22 protein-coding genes and 1 tRNA gene are annotated in these 18861 nt (G+C 61.7%); 19 read left to right on the top strand and 4 right to left on the bottom strand.

Annotation, left to right across the window (positions count from 1 at the left end; all coding sequences use genetic code 11):
- Positions 1-81 precede the first annotated feature (81 nt).
- The 15 genes from IEY38_RS12200 (at position 82) to IEY38_RS12130 (ending at position 13390) form a co-directional block, all read left to right on the top strand.
- Positions 82-1125: a monovalent cation/H+ antiporter subunit E gene (locus IEY38_RS12200; protein ID WP_229775286.1), complete on the top strand. Its 1044-nt coding sequence runs from the start codon at positions 82-84 to the stop codon at positions 1123-1125.
- Positions 1118-1393 carry a cation:proton antiporter gene (locus IEY38_RS12195; RefSeq protein ID WP_005535719.1) on the top strand — a complete coding sequence of 92 codons (276 nt, stop codon included), beginning with the start codon at positions 1118-1120 and terminating at the stop codon, positions 1391-1393. The genes IEY38_RS12200 and IEY38_RS12195 overlap by 8 nt, the downstream gene beginning before the upstream one ends.
- Positions 1390-1710, top strand: coding sequence for a monovalent cation/H(+) antiporter subunit G (gene mnhG / locus IEY38_RS12190; protein WP_188978127.1), 321 nt, complete (start codon positions 1390-1392; stop codon positions 1708-1710). Before IEY38_RS12195 ends, mnhG begins: the two co-directional genes overlap by 4 nt.
- Positions 1707-2258, top strand: a complete 552-nt coding sequence (locus tag IEY38_RS12185) for a DUF4040 domain-containing protein (protein ID WP_188978125.1) — start codon at positions 1707-1709, stop codon at positions 2256-2258. The genes mnhG and IEY38_RS12185 overlap by 4 nt, the downstream gene beginning before the upstream one ends.
- Positions 2255-2728 carry a Na(+)/H(+) antiporter subunit B gene (locus IEY38_RS12180; protein WP_188978123.1) on the top strand — a complete coding sequence of 158 codons (474 nt, stop codon included), beginning with the start codon at positions 2255-2257 and terminating at the stop codon, positions 2726-2728. Before IEY38_RS12185 ends, IEY38_RS12180 begins: the two co-directional genes overlap by 4 nt.
- The gene (locus IEY38_RS12175) at positions 2728-3084 is read left to right on the top strand and encodes a cation:proton antiporter subunit C (protein ID WP_004963545.1); all 357 of its coding nucleotides are present in this window, start codon (positions 2728-2730) and stop codon (positions 3082-3084) included. The genes IEY38_RS12180 and IEY38_RS12175 overlap by 1 nt, the downstream gene beginning before the upstream one ends.
- Positions 3077-4570 carry a monovalent cation/H+ antiporter subunit D family protein gene (locus tag IEY38_RS12170; RefSeq protein ID WP_188978121.1) on the top strand — a complete coding sequence of 498 codons (1494 nt, stop codon included), beginning with the start codon at positions 3077-3079 and terminating at the stop codon, positions 4568-4570. The genes IEY38_RS12175 and IEY38_RS12170 overlap by 8 nt, the downstream gene beginning before the upstream one ends.
- Positions 4567-6258: a cation:proton antiporter gene (locus IEY38_RS12165; protein ID WP_188978119.1), complete on the top strand. Its 1692-nt coding sequence runs from the start codon at positions 4567-4569 to the stop codon at positions 6256-6258. The genes IEY38_RS12170 and IEY38_RS12165 overlap by 4 nt, the downstream gene beginning before the upstream one ends.
- On the top strand, positions 6258-8039 hold the full coding sequence (locus IEY38_RS12160) for a Na(+)/H(+) antiporter subunit D (protein ID WP_188978116.1): 1782 nt from the start codon (positions 6258-6260) through the stop codon (positions 8037-8039). The genes IEY38_RS12165 and IEY38_RS12160 overlap by 1 nt, the downstream gene beginning before the upstream one ends.
- Before the next feature lie 194 nt (positions 8040-8233).
- Positions 8234-8713 carry a type IV pilin gene (locus tag IEY38_RS12155; protein WP_188978114.1) on the top strand — a complete coding sequence of 160 codons (480 nt, stop codon included), beginning with the start codon at positions 8234-8236 and terminating at the stop codon, positions 8711-8713.
- Between the two features lie 114 nt (positions 8714-8827).
- Positions 8828-9406 carry a DUF7344 domain-containing protein gene (locus tag IEY38_RS12150; protein ID WP_188978112.1) on the top strand — a complete coding sequence of 193 codons (579 nt, stop codon included), beginning with the start codon at positions 8828-8830 and terminating at the stop codon, positions 9404-9406.
- A 408-nt stretch (positions 9407-9814) separates the two neighbouring features.
- Complete coding sequence (locus IEY38_RS12145) at positions 9815-10303, top strand: hypothetical protein (protein WP_188978110.1); 489 nt, start codon at positions 9815-9817, stop codon at positions 10301-10303.
- Complete coding sequence (locus IEY38_RS12140; protein WP_188978107.1) at positions 10300-12213, top strand: hypothetical protein; 1914 nt, start codon at positions 10300-10302, stop codon at positions 12211-12213. The genes IEY38_RS12145 and IEY38_RS12140 overlap by 4 nt, the downstream gene beginning before the upstream one ends.
- A 44-nt stretch (positions 12214-12257) precedes the next feature.
- Positions 12258-12827 (top strand): hypoxanthine/guanine phosphoribosyltransferase, encoded by a 570-nt coding sequence (gene hpt / locus IEY38_RS12135; RefSeq protein WP_004518711.1) that lies wholly within the window; start codon positions 12258-12260, stop codon positions 12825-12827.
- A 92-nt stretch (positions 12828-12919) separates the two neighbouring features.
- Positions 12920-13390, top strand: a complete 471-nt coding sequence (locus IEY38_RS12130; protein WP_188978105.1) for a hypothetical protein — start codon at positions 12920-12922, stop codon at positions 13388-13390.
- 263 nt (positions 13391-13653) lie between these two features.
- On the opposite strand, the gene IEY38_RS12125 is transcribed toward IEY38_RS12130, so the two are convergent.
- The 3 genes from IEY38_RS12125 to IEY38_RS12115 all read right to left on the bottom strand — a co-directional run bounded on the left by IEY38_RS12125 (position 13654) and on the right by IEY38_RS12115 (position 15052).
- Positions 13654-13728, bottom strand: a tRNA-Met gene (locus IEY38_RS12125).
- A 74-nt stretch (positions 13729-13802) separates the two neighbouring features.
- Positions 13803-14285, bottom strand: a complete 483-nt coding sequence (locus IEY38_RS12120; RefSeq protein WP_170098550.1) for a GtrA family protein — start codon at positions 14283-14285, stop codon at positions 13803-13805.
- On the bottom strand, positions 14285-15052 hold the full coding sequence (locus tag IEY38_RS12115) for a glycosyltransferase (protein ID WP_188978103.1): 768 nt from the start codon (positions 15050-15052) through the stop codon (positions 14285-14287). The genes IEY38_RS12120 and IEY38_RS12115 overlap by 1 nt, the downstream gene beginning before the upstream one ends.
- A 117-nt stretch (positions 15053-15169) precedes the next feature.
- On the opposite strand from IEY38_RS12115, the gene IEY38_RS12110 reads away from it, so the two are divergent.
- The gene (locus IEY38_RS12110) at positions 15170-17488 is read left to right on the top strand and encodes a DUF2298 domain-containing protein (RefSeq protein ID WP_188978100.1); all 2319 of its coding nucleotides are present in this window, start codon (positions 15170-15172) and stop codon (positions 17486-17488) included.
- A gap of 57 nt (positions 17489-17545) precedes the next feature.
- Here the strand turns inward: IEY38_RS12110 and IEY38_RS12105 are convergent, their stop codons facing one another.
- A complete protein-coding gene (locus tag IEY38_RS12105) occupies positions 17546-17818 on the bottom strand; it encodes an HAH_0734 family protein (protein WP_004593652.1) in 273 nt (90 codons plus the stop codon).
- A 185-nt stretch (positions 17819-18003) separates the two neighbouring features.
- Between IEY38_RS12105 and IEY38_RS12100 the strand changes: the two genes are divergently transcribed.
- The 3 genes from IEY38_RS12100 (at position 18004) to IEY38_RS12090 (ending at position 18861) form a co-directional block, all read left to right on the top strand.
- Positions 18004-18267, top strand: a complete 264-nt coding sequence (locus IEY38_RS12100) for a hypothetical protein (protein WP_188978098.1) — start codon at positions 18004-18006, stop codon at positions 18265-18267.
- 139 nt (positions 18268-18406) lie between these two features.
- Entirely contained in the window at positions 18407-18685 is a 279-nt protein-coding gene (locus IEY38_RS12095) for a 50S ribosomal protein L44e (RefSeq protein WP_004593654.1), read from the top strand.
- Between the two features lie 2 nt (positions 18686-18687).
- A complete protein-coding gene (locus IEY38_RS12090; RefSeq protein WP_004963588.1) occupies positions 18688-18861 on the top strand; it encodes a 30S ribosomal protein S27e in 174 nt (57 codons plus the stop codon).

Raw genomic sequence — 18861 nt, 5'->3', positions numbered from 1 at the left:
CGAACCGCTATTTGGAGTTTCTAAACAGAGACTGTGACTGTACTACCACCCCGTCGCCTGCTCGTGCCAGTAGCCGATTCGGTGACGGTCCGTAACACCGTTGCCTACGCCATTGAACAGGCCGAATCGGCGGCCAGAGAGGGACAGCAACAGGTGTCGTTGCACCTCGTCGCCGTCGCAAGCACGCGCGCCGTCGACCCCGACGCGCAGACGGAACTCGGCCAGGCCAAGGACCTGCTCGACCGTATCGAAGTCTGGCTTGACGAAGATCTGGGTGCTGACCCGCCGTCGAACCTCGACATCGAGTTGGGCGTTATCGGTGCCGACCGCTACCTGTTCAGCCCCGGTGATTACGCCGACGCGATCCTGGCCTACGCCGACGAACACAGCATCGAACGGGTCGTCCTCGATCCGGAGTTCAATCCGGGCGGCACGACGCCGATGCTTCGGCCGCTCGAAGTCGAACTCGTCCGGGGCGATATCGAGGTCGAGACCGCACCCGTCGAACGACCGGCACGGTCGACCGCGCTCGCTCGCGCCGCGACGCTTCCGAAGTATCTCGCCATTTTCGGAGCGTCGTATCTGTTTTATTTGCTGTTGAGTTCGTACAAACCGCTTGATTTCCTCACTGGCGCGATAACCGCGACGATCGTCACGGCGTTGCTTGCACCGATCGCGTTCAGTCGCCAGCCGTCGCTGACTCGGATTCCGAGACAGGTCGCTCGGTTCGCGATGTACGTCCCGTATCTGCTCAAGGAAATCGCCATCGCCAACCTCGAAATCGCCTACGTCGTCTTGCACCCGTCGCTGCCAATCGACCCGAAGATGGTCGAACTGGAGGCCGCCATCTGGGGTGACGGAGCGGTGACGACGCTGGCAAACAGCATCACGCTGACGCCCGGGACGCTCACCGTCAGCGTCTCCGAGCGGGCGTTCGATATCCATTCACTCACTGGTAGTGCGCGCGAAGACCTGTTCGACGGTGGCCTCGAACGGGCCGTCCGGTTCGTCTTCTACGGCCGGGAGGCCGCGGCGATCCCTTCGCCGCGCGAACGGGGGCAGGGAGACGACGACGGCACGGTCGAAGGCGATATCAGCGATCCGGAGGTGGCTGACGATGATTGAGTTCGAAGCGGCGCTGCTGGCAATCGCTAGCGCGTTCGTCCTGTTCGCTATCGTGTCGCTGTACCGCGTGTTCGCCGGGCCGACGGACCACGACAGGGTCATCGCGGTCAACGTGATGGGGACAAACACTGTCATCGCTATCGCGCTCGTCTCCGGCGCGCTCGATAAGCCGCTGTTCCTGGACATCGCGCTCGTGTACGCCCTGCTGAACTTCCTGCTCTCGATAGCGTTCTCGAAGTTCAACGTCGAGCACGGGGGTGTGCTATGACGCCGCTTGAGTGGGGCATCGTTGCGCTCGCACTGGTCGGCGCGTTCTTCGCTGGCGTCGCCTCGATCGGCATTGTCCGACTTCCTGACGTGTATACGCGCGCTCACGCAGCGTCGAAAAGCGATACGCTGGGAGCCGTTCTCGGTATCGCTGCCGCTGCACTCGCGATTCAGACCGACCTCGCGACAATCAAAGCCGTCTTCCTGCTGACGTTCATGTTCCTGACGAACCCAACCGCCGCTCACGCCATCGCCCGGGCGGCACAGGACCAGGGTATCGAGCCGTGGACTGCCGGCGATGAGGAGGGCAAGTCATGACGCTCTCGCTCATCGAAGGACTGTTGCTGGTGTTCGTGCTGGGCTGTGCTATCGGCGCGGCCGTACTCCGAGACGTGCTGGCGTCACTGATGGCGTTTGCCGCCTACAGCCTCGGCATCTCCATCATCTGGGTGATGCTCGAAGCCCCTGACGTGGGGCTGACCGAGGCGGCTGTCGGGGCCGGCATCATGACGATCCTGTTCATCCTGGCGCTGGCAAACACCGTTCGCCCACAGGAAAACGGCCTGTTCGAGTCGCTCAGCGTTCGGACCGTCGTGCTGGTCGGCGCGTTCGTCGTCGTCATGGTTGCGACGGTTCCGTCGCTGCCCCCCGTCGGGGCGGACGGGACGGTACACCCAAACCCCGTCGTCAGCGGCGAGGTAACGCAGTACTACATCGACAACGCGTACGCGGACACGGAGGTCAAGAACGCGGTGACAGCCGTGCTCGCGGCCTACCGTGGGTTCGATACGCTGGGTGAGGCGGTCGTGGTGTTCTCGGCCGGGGTCGCAGCACTGACCGTCCTCAGGCAGGAGGTGTTCGCATGAGTAGCGACGAGCGAACCGGACTCTACGTCGAGAGCACCATCATCATGACGACGGTCCGCGTCGTCGCGCCGTTCGTCCTCACCTTCGCCCTGTTTGTGATGTTCCACGGGGCAGACTCTCCGGGCGGTGGATTCCAGGGCGGGGTCATCGCGGGGTCGGTCGTCATGATGCTTGCCTTCGCCTACGGGATTGACGCCGCGCGCGAGTGGCTCGATGTCCGTGTCGTCGCCACGCTCGCGTCCGGCGGCGTGCTCACGTTCGCGACAATCGGCCTGGGAACGATTCTCCTAGGCGGGAACTTCCTCGAATATCACTTGTACGAACAGTTCCTCTCACACGCGACTGCCTACGGCATCGAGCTTGTCGAACTCGGCATCGGTGGCATTGTCGCCAGCGTTGCCATTGGCCTCTTTTTCCTGCTCGCGGCAGGGTTCGGCCACGCTGTCGACGCACCGGAGGATGAGAGCTAATGTTTGAACTGCTGAACTCACACTACAACTACTTCGCGGTGATGCTCCTGCTGGGTATTGGCCTGTATATGCTCATCGAGTCCCGGAACCTCGTAAAGAAAGTCATCGGGATGAATATCTTCCAGACGGGCATCTTCCTGTTTTTCATCACGCTCGCGTTCCGGACTGGCGGGAACCCGCCGATCATCAAGGAGGGCGGGGGCCCCTACGTCAGCCCGCTGCCACACGTCCTCATCCTGACCGCTATCGTCGTCGGGGTGAGCCTGACCGCCGTGGCGCTGGCACTTATCATCCGCATCTACACCGAGTACGGCACGCTGGACGAAGACAAACTCAAACAGCTCTACTATGATTGAACACCTCCCCGTATTGTTGGTCGTCCTGCCGATCGTCGGCGGCGCGATACCGCTGGCCGCCAGTCTAGTGAGCGACCGGGCAGGGTGGCCAGTCGCGACGCTGACCCTCGTGGGCCAGACCGGCCTGGCCGGACTGCTCGCGTGGACCGTCAGTTCGAGCGGGACCGTTTCCTACGCGGTCGGTGGTTTCGCCGCCCCGTACGGCATCGAACTCGTCGTCGACGGGCTCTCTGCCGCGGTCGCGCTGCTCGTCGCCGTCATCTCTCTCGGCGTGCTCGCGTACGCCCGGAAGGCCGGCCCGCACTCAGGCCCCTTCTACGGCCTGTACCTGCTGTTGGTCGCCGGTCTGACCGGCATGACAGTCACCGGCGACGTGTTCAACCTCTACGTGTTCCTCGAAATCACGGGGCTCGCGGCATACGGCCTCGTGGCCAGTGGTCGGGACGCCAGCGCTGCCGTCGCGGCACTGAAGTACCTCATCATCGGGACCGTCGGGGCCTCGTTGTATCTGCTCGGCGTGGGCTACCTGCTCGCGGCGACAGGGACGCTCAACATGGCCGACCTGGCGACTAAACTCGGGGAGATGGCGGCCTACGACTCGACGCTCGTCCTGACCGCGTTCGGGCTGATGGTCGGCGGGCTGACGGTGAAAGTCGCTCTGTTCCCCTTGCACACCTGGCAGCCCGACGCCTACGCGAACGCCCCGGATACGGTGAGCGCGTTCATTTCTGCGCTCGTCTCGACGGTCTCGGCGTACGCGCTCGCTCGGCTGCTGTTTTCCGTGTTCACGGTGGATTTCCTGACCGCTGTGCCTGTCGCGCGCTGGGCGCTGGTCGGTCTGGCGTGCGTGAGTATCGTCGCGGGAAGTGCGCTCGCCGTCTCGCAAGACAGCGTCCAGCGGATGCTCGCGTACTCCTCGGTATCACAGTTCGGCCTCGTCGTCGCCGGATTCGCTATCGCAACCCCGCTGGCCGTCGTCGGCGCGACCGTCCACCTGCTCGGCCACGCAGTGATGAAAGGCGGGCTGTTCGCCGCGACGGGGGTCATCGAGCGCAAGACGGGCGCGACGACGGTGAACGGCTACGCCGGGATGGGAAGTCGCGTCCCGGTTTCGGCGTTTGCCTTCGCCGTACTCTCGCTGGCGATGGTCGGCGTTCCGCCGGCGGTCGGCTTCGTCGGCAAGTGGTACATCGTACTTGGCGCGGTCAACGCCGAGAACTGGCCCGTCGTGGCCGTGTTGCTCGCGAGTACGCTGCTGACGCTCGCGTACTTCGCCCGCCTCGTCGAGCGGCTCTACTTCGCCGAGGCGACCATCCACTCGAAGCCTGACGAAGCTCCCGTAACAGACGGGAGCGGACAGGCGGTCTCGTTCGGGATGATCGCCGTCGTCGTTATCGCAGCTGCGCTCGCGGTCGTGCTGACCGCGGCCGTCCCAACGCTTGAACACGTGCTTCGAGAGACGCTTATACCCGTTCTAAACCAATGACTGAATTACGACCCATCCTGGCAATCCTCGTCTCGGCAGTGGCTATCCCCGTGATTCTCTCGCTCAAAGGGCGGCCGAATCTGCGAGAGGGGGTGACCCTAACCGTCGCGTTCGCGAAGTTCGGTATCATTGCGAGTATGATCCCCGGCGTCTTGAGCGGGACAGAGTACGAGTTTGTCGTCGGGCAGTTTGGCACCGGGATCGAACTGGCGTTCAACGTCGACCCACTCGGGCTGCTGTTTGGCCTGCTTGCGAGCCTGCTGTGGATCGTCACCAGTTTCTACAGCATCGGCTACATGCGCGGTCTGGACGAACACGCACAGACGCGCTATTTCGCCTCCTTCGCCGCCAGCCTCGCGTCGGCTGTCGGCGTCGCCTTCGCGTCGAACTTGCTGACGCTGTTCGTCTGTTACGAACTGCTGACAGTGTCGACGTATCCGCTCGTTACCCACGACGAGACCGACGAGGCCCGCGCAGCCGGCCGGAAGTACCTCGCGTACACCTTCGGCGGTGGGGTCGCCGTGCTAGGTGGCACAGTTCTGGTGTTCGTCCTCGCTGGGACGACCGCGTTTACCCCCGGCGGCATCGAAGAACTCGCGACGGCCGACCCGGCGCTGGCACGAGCAGCGTTCGCCCTGCTTGCTGCCGGCTTCGGCGTCAAGGCCGCGCTGATGCCGATGCACTCCTGGCTTCCGGATGCCATGGTCGCTCCGACGCCGGTATCGGGCCTGCTGCACGCCGTCGCAGTCGTCAAAAGCGGCGTTTTCGGCATTGCAAGAGTTGTCCTCGACGTGTACGGCCCTGTAACGATGAAGGAACTCGGCGTCGCCCTCCCGCTGGCCGCGATTGCGGCCTTCACCTTGCTGACCGCGAGTATTATTGCGCTCAGACAGGACAACCTCAAGCGGCGGCTGGCGTATTCGACCATAAGCCAACTCTCCTATATCGTGCTCGGGCTAGCACTGCTCAAAGAGAACGCTCTAACCGGCGGTCTGCTCCACATCCCCGCCCACGCGTTCATGAAACTCACCCTGTTCTTCTGTGCCGGCGCGATCCACGTCGAAACTCACACCGACGATATCAGCGATATGGCCGGCATCGGGAAACGGATGCCGCTGACGATGGCCGCCTTCGCCGTCGCCGCGGCTGGGATGGCCGGGATTCCGCTAGTCGCTGGTTTCGTCAGTAAGTGGTATCTCGTTATCGGGGCGCTGAACCTCGAAAGCGGCGGTCTCGTATTCGCCGGCGCGTTGCTGGTCTCCGGTGTCCTCAACATCGCGTACTTCTGGCCAATCGTCTATCAGGCGTACTTCGAATCGCCGGAGAGCCACGACGAGAAGCCACTCATCGGGGGACCGTTCGGTGGGCGAGACGAGGTTCGAGCCGACGGCGGTGAGGGCCACGATTCAGACGATACCGACGACCATCCCAGCGAGGGCGATGTTCCGGACCCACAGCACGTCGACCACCTCGGCAAACACCACGAGGAGCACGAACACCACGGCGGCCCGCCCGCAGGAGGCTGGGACGACCGCGGCTGGCGCGGCGGCGAAAGCACGTGGTTCATGCTCGGGCCGATACTCACCGCGGCTACGCTGTCGCTCCTGCTGGGAACAGTGCCGTACACAGCTGTCTTCCTGCGAATCGTCGATACTATCGTCAGTAATCTGCCGGGGGTGGTGGCCTAATGTCGATGCTTACAGCGGTTCCGCCAGTCGTCGTACTGCTGGCGGTGGCAATCGTTGTGTCTCAGCTCCCACGGCGCGCCGGACACGCCGTCGGTGTACTCGTGCCCGCGCTGGCGGTGCTGTGGGCCGTTATGGTTCCCGAAGGCGCGCATCTCCAGACCCAGTTCCTCGGGTTCGACGCTGTGCTACTGAACGTCGATCCGTTCTCACGGCTGATGGGCATCATCTTCGGGCTCATTGCCGCGGTCGCCGTGCTCTACTCCTACGCCAGCGAGGCCGACACGACACAGACCGGATACGCTCTCTCGTACGTTGCGACCAGCTTCGGGGCTGTGTTCGCCGGTGACTGGCTGACGCTCATCTTCTTCTGGGAGCTGATGGCCGTCACCAGCACGCTGCTGGTGTGGCACTACGGCGGCAAGGCGGTTCGGGCCGGCTTCCGGTATGCCCTGCTGCACGGGCTGGGCGGTACGCTGTTGATGGCCGCCATCCTCCGGCACTACGTCGAGGTGGAGACGTTCCTGTTCGCGTCAGTGCCGGGCGGTCCGGAAACGGCTGGAATCACGTCCGGGCTGGCCGCCGCCCTGGCCGCTATCGGTATCGGTGTCAACGTCGGCTTCATCGGCCTGCACGCGTGGCTGCCAGACACTTATCCGCGCCCACACATCGCCGCCAGCGTGTTCCTCTGCGTGTTCACGACCAAGACCGGGGTCTACGGGATGTACCGCGCGTTCCCCAACGGCCACGAGGCCATCGCGTACATGGGCGGCGGGATGGCAGTCTTCGGCGCGCTGTTCGCGCTGTTCCAGAACGATATGCGGCGGCTCCTCTCCTATCACATCCAATCCCAGGTCGGATACATGGTCGCCGGCGTCGGTATCGGGAGCGCCCTCTCACAGGCTGGCGCGTTCGCCCACGTGTTCAACCACATCCTGTACAAAGGCCTGCTGTTCATGACCGCAGGTGTCGTCATCTACCGGACTGGGACGGAGAGCCTGAAGAAACTCGGCGGTCTCTGGCGGGAGATGCCGATCACGGCGGGGGCATTCTCCATCGCAGCGCTGTCTATCGCCGGTTTCCCCGGCTTCAACGGGTTCGTGAGTAAGGGGATCATCATCTCCGGGAGCCACTATACCTTCGGTAAGGGGCCGCTCCCGCTGGGTGAGTTCTATACGCTCGAGTGGCTACTGCTGCTGGGCGGGGTCGGCACGTTCATGTCGTTCATCAAGTTCGGCTACTACGCGTTCTTCCACGGCGAGTACGACGGCAGTGTGCCGGACGCGAACCGTCTGCAGAGCGTGGCAATGGTGTCCGTAGCCGCGCTCTGTGTCATCTACGGTGTGTACGACACGGCGCTGTTCGCCATCCTTCCATTCGACGTTACGAGCGAGGCTGTCGTCCACCACGTCTACAAGACCTACACCATTCCCCACCTCATCGAAGGAGTCGTCCTCGCCGTCCTCGGACTGATCGGCTTCGCGGTGACGAAGAAGCCCCTCTCGAAGCTCGGCCGCGTTCCCGACATCGATTCAGTGTACAACCCCGCCCTCTTCTATGGCTTCCGCGGGCTCGTTGTCGGTGTGACCGAACTGTACGCCGCCGTCGACCGCGCAGTGGTTCAGACCACGGGCATCGTCACGCGGACGGTGACGTCCCCGAACGACGTGATTGCGCGGCTCCGCGACGACGACACCCTCGTACATCCGATGCGGGCCGGCATCGGACTCAGCATCCTCATCCTCGCGGTCTTCGTTACGGTAGCACTGCTGGCCCTTTCATGATGTTCTAAAAACATCTTCTGTGATAATCGCGGACCAGGTCGGCTAGATCTGGTTTCAAGCACCCCAGAATAGCTGTTAACAAATATGGCAATTACAGGCTCTGATAATACAGGTGCAGACTTATATATCTCCATAGCCACGATTCGATAAGCACGGCATAACAGGGGAACCTGTTGATGCGTGCGGACACAACAATGGAACTCAAACGATTCTTCAACGACGACGATGCTGTGTCGCCGGTCATCGGGGTCATCCTGATGGTCGCAATCACGGTCATCCTCGCAGCCGTTATCGCAACATTCGTCCTCGGTCTGGGCGATCAGGTCAGCAACACGGCCCCACAGGCTAGCTTCAGTACGGAATATGATTCGAACGTAGATGAAGTCGCTGTGACTCACGACGGCGGAGATTCAATCAAAGCTAGTAACCTCGTCTTCCGCGGCAGCGGCTTTGATGGCGATGTCAATGTCGGGGAAGATAAAGATGCGGACATAAACGATAACAACCAACCATGGCCTAATTACGCATCCAGCGCAGACAATAGCAAAGTTGTTGCTGGAGACCGGGTTGTAGTTGCTGTCACCGGGGATGGGTACGACTTTAGCGTGGTGTATGAGTCGTCGACAGGTGACAACTCGGCGACCCTCGCCACTGCGTCCGGACCAAGCGCATAAACTCACGTAGTCGCCGTTTTTTCCGACAGTAAAACCCGTGATTTTATAACTGATGAACACTCTGATATCTGCTGTATTCCCTGCGATGGGTGGTGGGGAACTGGAGAATATAATATGAGTAAGCAGGTAGAACGGTCGGAATCCACTACGGACGATGACCTTTCCAAAGGCGAGATATTCGACGTCCTGCAGAACGAACGGCGTCGCTACACGCTACAGTATCTACGGGAACACGACGGGCCAGTACAGCTCGGTGATCTTGCGTCACACGTCGCAGCACAGGAGTACGACTGCCCAAACACTGCAGTCACGAGCGCGCAACGGAAGCGCGTTTACACCACGTTACAGCAGTCTCATCTCCCGCGGATGGATGAGACGGGTATCATCGACTACGATGACGAGAACGGGACGATTTCCAAGACTGCACACACAGAGGAACTCACTATCTATCTCGAAATCGTGCCGGGAAGCGAGTTCCCTTGGCGTGAGTACTACCTCTCGCTCGGTGCGGTCAGCCTGGCAGTCGTGACGATCCTTTGGGTCGGCGTCTATCCGTTCACAGCAATTCCGCCGCTGGTCTGGGCCACGCTGATCGCGGTTGTACTCAGCGTCTCCGCGGGCTATCATACCTACGGCGGTCGTGAGATGACACTGACTGAGTATGTGGCGCAGGAAGCCGGCTCCGACGACTAAAGCACGCAGTTTGTTTCGCGTCCTTAGGTTGTTTTGTTTGTCTGATTTGTCGTTGAAATAACCAAACGCCGCCGCAGCGAATTCTGGCGATACAGTCAGCCTTGATGGTTTTCAAGGCGGCGTTTCACGGTTAAAACGTACTGTGAGTATAGTTGACACCTCTAGAGTTGAGTCAACACACTCCACGACCAGTAAGAAAGTCTTTCGATGTATAGAGGACTCCTACTCGAGTAGACGATTATGACCTAAGTTGTTTATCAGACGGCAGAAGGCGATTCCTCAGTAGCGCCCGTACAAGACTCTGGTCCGCAGACATAATCTATCATCTCGTTTTATTTTTTCTAGCTGACAAGCGAGAGAAATCTCGCCACGACACTTTTATTGCCCGATATCTAGTGGCTGGTAACAATGGAAAGAACGCGGGCTGTTATGACCAGTGTGGTCGCCATAATTCTCGGCGTTACACTGCTTTCTGGCCCGCTGTTCCCCGGTGTAACACTGGCAACGGAACCAGAACCGGTTGCACTTGAAACGGGCAATGTCACGGTGTCCGCAGTCGAACTGTCGGAGGACGTAACGCTTGAGAAAGGGTCCTACGGCGCGGCAAGCTACTACCTCGATACACCGCCGGTCCGCGTACAGTTCGCGAATCGTACCGGACGGCCGACACTCATCTACGAACTTACAATCGAGGAACTGGGCTACACGCGGACGACGAATCACTTTCTAGACGACTCGACTGGAGACACGTACACGCTGACGCTGGCATCGGACACATTCACCGACGGGGAGATAGAACGCGAACAGTACAACGGGACAGTGACGGTAAGCAAGCGTGACGGGTCGGGCCACGGCGTGGTGGCGATGCGCAACGTCACGATATCGGTGGTCGAATGACAGCGACGGAGTTCGTCGGGCGTCTCCGACAGCGGACGCCCGTACTGTCGAACACCCGTGAGACGGTGTACGCGGTGTTGTTTGGCGACCGGCTCGGCCTGACCGTGTTTCTCGCGACGGTTGTGCTGTTCGGGCTGCTGTGGCGGACAGCGTTCCTGATAAACGACTCCTACACGCTGGCGAATGGGTTGTACAGCCTCTCGAACGGACAGCTAGCGATGACCGAGGCGGTCTACGGCCCCGGACTAGAGACGCCGGGGGCGAGCAGATACGACGGCCAGTGGTACGCACGCAACTACGGCGTCGTTGTCCTCTCGCTGCCGCTCGTGCTCGTACTTGACCTGCTCGCCGCCGTCGTCGAACTCCGGATTGCGCTGGTCGCGCTCTGGTCGCTCGCGCTGTTGGCGCTGGTGGTGGAGTGTGGTTACTACACCGACGGCGACTGGGTCCTCTATGGCGGTGCCGTCGCAGTCCTAGGGCTGTTCGGGCTGAATGTGACACTGGCACAGCCACTTGACGCCGGCCGAACCCATCTGTACGCGCTGCAGCTGACACATCTCCTCATCGCAGCGTTTACCCCGGTGGTTTTCTATCGCCTTCTCAGTCGGGTGCACACACGTCGGCTGGGGCTCCTGAGCGCTGTTGTGCTCACAGCTGGGACACCGCTGGCTTTCTGGGCATCCGTGCCGAAGCGACACGCCGTCACCGGGACGGTGGTCGTCTGTATCGCGTACTGCCTCTATCGGAGCCACACGCCAGCAGACGGAGCAGTTATTACGCAGCGGCAGACCTTCCGGGCACTCGCTTACGCACTGGTGGGAGTGTACGCGTGGGTACACGCTCCGGAAGCGCTCCTGCTCTGTGTCACCCTACCGCTGGTCGATATTCCGACAGCCCGGGACAACAGTCCACGAACGCTCGCTCGTATTGGCGTCATCTTCGCCCTCTCCCTGCTGCCGTTCATTATCACTAATCTCGCCATCTCCGGCTCCCCGATTAAACCGCCGAGACTGGTTTCCGGCGGCGGCTCCCTCGGTAGCAATGCTGCGAGCAGTGCCGGCGGGAGTGGAGGAAGTAGTGGCAGTGGCGGTAGTAGTGGATCTGGTGGGTTGCTCACGCCGCTGGCACCTCTGCTCGGGACCCTCGAAAGTGGGATGCAGCCGCTATTGCTGCTCGGGGGAGAACTCGTTTCGGGAATCGAAACGCTCCAGCAGCAACCAAATGACGTGTATCACGCGTTCGTCCGGTCGGGAAGCGCGGGCGGTGCGCTCGACAACACCGGTGAGGAATCCGTCAATCTCTCACTGCTCGAATCGGCACCGGTTCTCGTCGCCATGGTCGGTGCACTCCCAGTCATCCGACGATTACGGTTGCCATCGTCGATGGCTGACCGGACACTCAGCGCCGACCGCGTCGTGGACGCGTTCGCCATAACGACCTTCGTCGGCGTTGTCCTGCTGTACAACAGCCGCTTGCCACTGCACGCACAGGTGACTGCCCGGTATCTGTTTCCGCTCTATCCGCTCGGCGTATATCTGTTCGTGCGGCTCCCGGCGGTACGCAAGAGCCTCACGGATCACTGGCGCCTGTTCCTCTGGACAGTTGCGGGGACAGTGTTGATCGGCGGGCAAGTGACCGTGGTGCTCGTCGCGGTGACAGTAAACGGCATCGGCGAAGCGTTCCAGTTGCACGCGCTGCTCGCGCTTGGGAGCGCTGTTCCACTCGGCATCTGGGCACTGAGTGGGCGCTCCAAAGGCCGAGCCGGGCAGATCGGTACAGTGCTTCTCGGTGCTGCAACGGGTGTGGCGGCTGTGTTTCTACTGCTGACGACCGTCGAGTACTACGCACTGGGTGATACACACCTCCTGCCCATGATGCGAGCACTCGGTGAGTTGCTGACGCTCTACTGAGTCGGTGACGGAGAATTTTAGTACGGGCTTGTAGTACCGCCAGCATGGACCGACTCAAGAAGTCCCTACTCGAAGCACCAATTATCGAGAAGGAAGGCTATCACTACTTCGTTCACCCCATCAGCGACGGGGTCCCGATGCTTCGACCGGAACTTCTGCGCGAAATCGTCATCAAGATCATCCGGAAGGCAGAGCTCGACGACGTCGACAAGATCGTCACACCGGCGGCGATGGGGATCCATATTTCCACAGCCGTCTCGCTGATGACCGACATCCCGCTCGTCGTCGTCCGCAAACGCCAGTACGGGCTTGACGGGGAAGTGTCGCTGTCCCAAGTGACCGGCTACTCCGAGAGCGAGATGTACGTCAACGACGTGTACGAGGGCGACCAAGTGCTCGTCCTCGACGACGTGCTCTCGACCGGCGGGACGCTGGCCGGACTCACGGGCGCGCTCGAAGACATCGGCGCGGACATCCGCGACATCGTCTGTGTCATCAAGAAAGCCGACGGGACGAACAAGCTCGACGAAGCGGGGTACGACGCCAAGACGCTGATCAACGTTCAGGTCATCGACGGCGAGGTCACCATCGTCGACGAGCACGGCGACGATTAGAGCGGTTGTTGATACGGTTTCCGTAGCAATCGAAAGCGGGCCGCCAGCAGTTACCAGTAGGCTTACAAAAGATTGAATCGACACTAGCTGCTGTGTCTCCCTCCATTCGATCCCTTGCAGGGGATTTCGCCGCCGTGTTCAGTTCGCTTGTACTACTTGGGCCGCTGACGCTCGGGTTGCTCGTCGGCGCGAGCAAAATTGTTGCCGGACTAACGGGGCTCACGCTTCCGGACCCGCTCGGAACCGTCGGATTCGGTGTGGCCGCACTGCTGGCGCTCTGGCTGGCACTGGAAGGAGCGATGGTACAGCGATACGGGCTCGAGACGATGGACCGCGGCGACGCATTGCAGCGCGTTGCCCGGTATCTGTTGGTCGCCGTTACGTCCCTCGCCGGACTCATCGTCTCCGTTCGGTTTGTAGCGCTGTCGCTCCCATGGGCATTCGAGACGCAAAACACGCCTGTACAGGTCCTTGGCGTGTTGCTCGTTGTTGCGCTGGTTGCCACACTATACCGGATACTGACGGCGGCCAGAGAAGGGTACCTCCACAGCAATGAGCAATAGCGGTGAACAGGCTGAAAGCAGTCTACGGCGTGAGAAATGTCCCAGAAGGTAGATTTGAAGCACGTTCACGTCGCTCTCTTCGATCGCTCGTGACCTTCTTCAAATATACTGGACTACACCAGTCACTCCCGAATTTGTGAGCAATAGAATATAGCGGGAGGTAGATTTGAACCACGTTCACGTCACTCTCTTCGATCGCTCGTGACCTTCTTCAAATATACTGGACTACACCAGTCGCTCACGAATTTGTGAGCGACAGAATATAGCGGGAGGTAGATTTGAACTACCGATCTGCGGGTTATGAGCCCGCCGGAATCTCCTGGCTATCCCATCCCGCTACTATCTCGTAGTTCGGTCCCCTCATTAAGGGTTGTGATTCGAGTGCCGTCCGTGAGTTAGTAACGCGCTATGCTCACTCGTCCGCATGGACCTGCCAGGTAAAGATACTCTCGGCGACGTAGTTGACCAGCATCGCAACGCCAATGGCGAGTGGGCTCGCGGCAATGAACCACAGATCAGTTCCGGCGACAACGAGTTCAATCGTCAGCCACTGCGTGAGCAGCCAGTAGATAGCAAGCTGGACCGCGACGCCGCCGGACCGGACGAGGTGTGATTTCCCGAGTCGCTTGGCGAACGAACGGCGGCCGGTGGCACCCTGACCGGAGAACGTCCAGTGTTCGTTGACCAGAAACATCACGAGAATCGCCGTTTCGACGCCGGCGGCTTTGGCCCACATATCGCTGACGCCGAAAGCGAGCCCAAGCACGGCGAGCACCGTGTTGTCGCTGATTGCGCCGACGACGCCGACGGAGACGAACTGGCCGAACCGGACGCCCGACACAAGCGACTCGAACCGGTCGGGAACGATGCGTCGAACCTGCTGTTCGATGTCCATCATCGGTCCTTCTCGATAAGGGCGGTTGGTTCGTCGAGGTGTTCAGCCAGAGCCGTATGAAGGCGATCATCGCGCAGTTGCTTCGATCGGTGGCGAGCCGTCAGCAGCGCCTCGAGCAGGTCCATCGACGTTCGTATCGGCGACACCGTCGAGCCGGGCTTGTCCTCCCACTCGATGGGGATTTCCTCAATACGCAAGTCCATCGCCGCGATGATAGCGATCAGTTCGACGTCCCACGCGAAGCCAGGCTCGTACAGGTGGTCACGGACCCGGTTCCAGGCGGCCGCGTCGATGGCTTTCGCACCGCACTGGTAGTCATACAGCCGCGCGTCGAGCAGCTGGCCTGCGAGCCACGCGAAGCCGTCGCCGAGGAACCGCCGAGCGAACGTCTGATGGGTGGCAACCGTCGCGTCCGGGTGACGACGGGAGCCCACAGCGAGGTCCGTTTGGCCGTCGGTGACCGGGTCCAGTATCCGTTCGAGCGAGCGGACGGGTGTCGACCCATCGGCATCGACAAACGCCAGCACATCGGTCTCCAACCGTTCGAACCCAGCGGTGATCGCTGCGCCTTTCCCACGGCGATAGGGCACGGTGTGGACTTCGATTGGGAGCGAACGGAGCTGTACAGGGACGCCATCCCGTGGTGCATCGAGCTCGACAACAATTGTCTGCGGGGCAAGGACATCGTCGATGGCGGCGATATAGGTCCCGAGCTGATCCATGTCGGGACGGTAGGCTGGAATGACAACCCCGACGGAACGCGACATTGCCGAGTAGTCGGACAGGCGGAAGTAAAAACAGTTCGAAGCTACCGGTCCCTAGTCAGTCGATAATCGCGGGAGCAACGAAAAAGCGTATAGGCCAGCGAACCGGTCCCTTCAGTGATGGAATACGGGCTCCTCGCCACCTGGCTCGTCCTCTACCTCCTGTTACTGTACGCTGGCGGGACCGTCGCCGGACTGCTGTTCCCACGCTTTGCCGACCGCGGACTCGCCTTCGGCGTCCCGGTCGCCGTCTCGATACTGTGGCTGGTCACCTATTTCGTCGGTCGCCTCTCGCTGGCGCTCGGCATCTGGCTCGGTGTCGCCGTGCTCGCAACGGCTACGGTAGCTATGTGGCGGGTCGACAGCGCACCGGATCTGAAAGCGTACGCCGAGACGGCCGGCGTGTTCACAGTCGCGTTCCTGTTCGTCGTCGGTATCCGGGCACTCGACCCAGCAATTGTCCCAATCGGCGGCGAGAAGTTCCTCGATTTCGGACTGTTGCAGTCGCTCGTACGGGCTGACAGCCTCCCACTGAAGGACATGTGGTTCGCCGGCGAGCCGGTCGCGTACTACTACGGTGGGCATCTCATTGCGGCGATTCTCACCAGAATAACGGGCACCGCCGGACAGTTCGCGTACAATCTCTCGCTGGCGGGCTTTTATGCGACGCTGGTCACGGCGGCGTACGGACTGGCGGGCGCTGTCGCGAGCGAGCGCGGCCTCCCGCGGCGGCTGGCCGCCGGGCTCACTGTGTTCTGTATTGGGTTTGCCAGCAACCTATCGACACCCGCAAAGTTCGTCGTCTGGCTTTTGCCGGGCGGGCTGAGCCAGAGCGTTGCCGAGCGGGCGGGTTACGAACTGAAGGGGCTTGCAGCGGGGCCGGATTCGTTCAGCTACTGGGACGCGAGCCGCGTCATCGAGGACACGGCAGCTGATTTCGGCACGTACGAGCCCGGTGCTGCGCTGGTCATCGACGAATTCCCGCTGTTCTCCTGGCTCAACGGCGACATGCACGCCCATATGATGAGCACGGGCTTCCTGTTGCTTGCCGCCGCGCTCTGTTTCAGCTACTATCAGACACCGGCCGCCGAGCGTCGACGGCGGCTCGCACTGCTTTTCGGCGCGCTCCCGGCCGTCGCGGGCATCATGGCCGTGACGAACACGTGGTCGTTCCCATCGATGGGCGGGCTGGCGCTGCTGACTGTCACCGTCGCACCGGCAGACCCGACGACGCTCCTACCGAAAACAGCTGGACAGCGGCTCCGACTGAACGGACCGGGTCAGGAGGGGGTCCGAATCGGGATGGGGCTGGTCGTCGCCAGTGGCGTCCTCGCGTTGGGACTGCTCTGGTCGCTCCCGTTCTGGCTCGGCCCGGCGAGCGGCCGCGAGATAGCGGTTCTCCCCGACCGGACCTCGCTGATTGAGCTGCTGGCCGTTCACGGCCTGTTCATCGCCCCGTTCTGGCTGTACCTGTACGCCCAGACCGGCCGTGCCGTCGGGCGGAGTACAGCCCGCATTGTCGGCCTTGTGACTGTGGGTACGGCGGCACTGGCAGCGACGCTTGATGTCGCGGCCGTCGGCCTGCTCGTTCCCCTGCTGGTGGGCGCGTGGCTGTTCGCGCGCTCGCCGACGCTTGACCGCACCGTCGATGCGGTCCCGGCGCTCGCTGACGGTGGCGACCGGCCCGTCGGCTTCGAGGCCGTGCTGATTCTCGCCGGCGCAGGCCTCGTTTTCCTCGTCGAGTTCATCTTCGTCAGGGAGAACATCGGGCGGATGAACACCGTCTTCAAGACGTACATGCAGGTGTGGGTGCTCTGGGGGGTCGCCGCCGGCCCCGTGCTGGCGTGGCTGCTCACCCGCTGGCGGCCGAGCGGCGAGCGGGGACGAGCGTGGACGAGCGTGGGTGTCCGTGCGTTCGTCGCCTTGCTGATCTGTTCGGCATCGCTGTACGGCGTGTTTGCGCTCTCGAACCACGTCGACGCCGCGGGCGAGCCTACGCTGGACGGGCTGGCGTACCTCGACGACGACCATCCCGAGGAAGCCGAGGCGATCCGGTGGCTCGGCGAGACGACGACCGGGCGGCCGACCATCGTCACGGCCGCCCCGGCTGACTACGAGTGGGACGCCAGCGAGGGCAAGGGCGCGAGCGCGCCGTCGAGTCTGACCGGACTGCCGACCGTTGCAGGCTGGACCCACGAGGCCCAGTACCGCAACGACACGGTGTACGACCGCCGCGTCGACGACGTGGAGACGATTTACACCGGCGACGCATCCGAACAGCGCCGTCTGCTCGAAGCGTACGACGTGCGCTACGTCTACGTCGGCCCGGCCGAACGAGCCCGCTACGACGAGGTGACTGTCGATCAGCTACAGGGCGTCACCGTCGCGAAACGAGCCGGCGGCGTCACGATCTATCAGGTCCGGCCGGAGTACTTCTGAAAAAGAAGCGGATTACTGTGGGCGAACGACGGCTCTCCAAGAAGCGAAACGGGCCGATCAGGACTCGGCGTTCGGCGGCGCGCGCTCGCGGAGGACGGTGACGGCTTCGGCCTCGATATCGTCCGTGTCCAGATGCATCGGGATGTACTCCTGTCTCTTGAACGTCTCTTCCTCGTCTTCTGAGCCGATAGTACACCAGAGCTGTGGCCGGTCCGGACCGTGCCAGTCGCCCTGCCGCGAGACCGAGAACACCTCGTACTCCTCGTCCTCGTACTCGATGCGGCCGCCCTTTCGCAGCCCCGGGTCGCCGTGGATAATGAGCTTCTTCATGCCCGTTCCTTTGCCAACAGCGTACTTAGTGACTTCGAAGGCGAATGCGACACAGCACAGTAACCGACAGCGAGCGTCGAGGAATCACCTGTAACTAGAATGTCCTTATATTCTTACCGATCGTGTCTAGATGCTTAACAGCCTGATAGCCGAGATTTATATATCCGGAATAGCGACAGTCATATATGTTGAAACAACAGCAGCGGTCGTGCGAGCGGGCCTCAGTCGTCGTCAGCTCGATGGACAACGACGGACGGATGGAGCTCCGAGACGTCGAAGCCGACGAGACCTACGAAGTCGTTGACTACATCGACAGCGAACTGGCGACGAAGCTCCGGTCGCTCTCTGCTGGAGAAGCGGTGAATCTCGAACTGCTCTCGGGTTCTGAGTCTGGTGTGTTCGGTGCGGTCCGAATCGAATCTAGTGGACCGTCAGCCCGGTTCCAGTAGCCGGCACTGTGGCGGGGTGGGGACGGACTGAATATGGTGGTTAGTCACGGGGCAGGGGCGGTACTGTGGGGCACACAGCAGGTGCGAACCAAACGGGTTTTAAGCGGGCACGTCAAATCGCTCGGTAAGGCCGATATCTATGCAGATGCCACGACGATTCAATACGTACTGTCCGCACTGTAACGAGCACCAGGAACACGAGGTCGAGAAAGTCCGTAGTGGCCGCCAGACGGGCATGAAGTGGATCGACCGCCAGCGCGAACGCAACTCCGGTATCGGGAACGACGGGAAGTTCTCGAAGGTCCCGGGTGGCGACAAGCCCACCAAGAAGACGGACCTCAAGTACCGCTGTGGCGAGTGTGGGAAGGCCCACCTCCGCGAAGGATGGCGCGCTGGCCGACTGGAGTTCCAGGAGTAACGATGGCAGGAAGCTTCATCACCGTCGAATGCCCCGACTGCGAGAACGAACAGAGTCTCTTCGAGAAGGCCGCGAGCGAAGTTTCGTGTGCCGTCTGTGGCCACACTATCGCCCGCCCGACGGGCGGCAAGGCCGACATCGAAGGCGAAGTGACCGCCGTCGTCGAGGCCCGATAG

It is taken from the genome of Haloarcula sebkhae (assembly GCF_014647415.1).
Taxonomy (GTDB): Archaea; Halobacteriota; Halobacteria; order Halobacteriales; family Haloarculaceae; genus Haloarcula; species Haloarcula sebkhae.
This window is presented reverse-complemented; position numbering and strand designations above follow the sequence as displayed.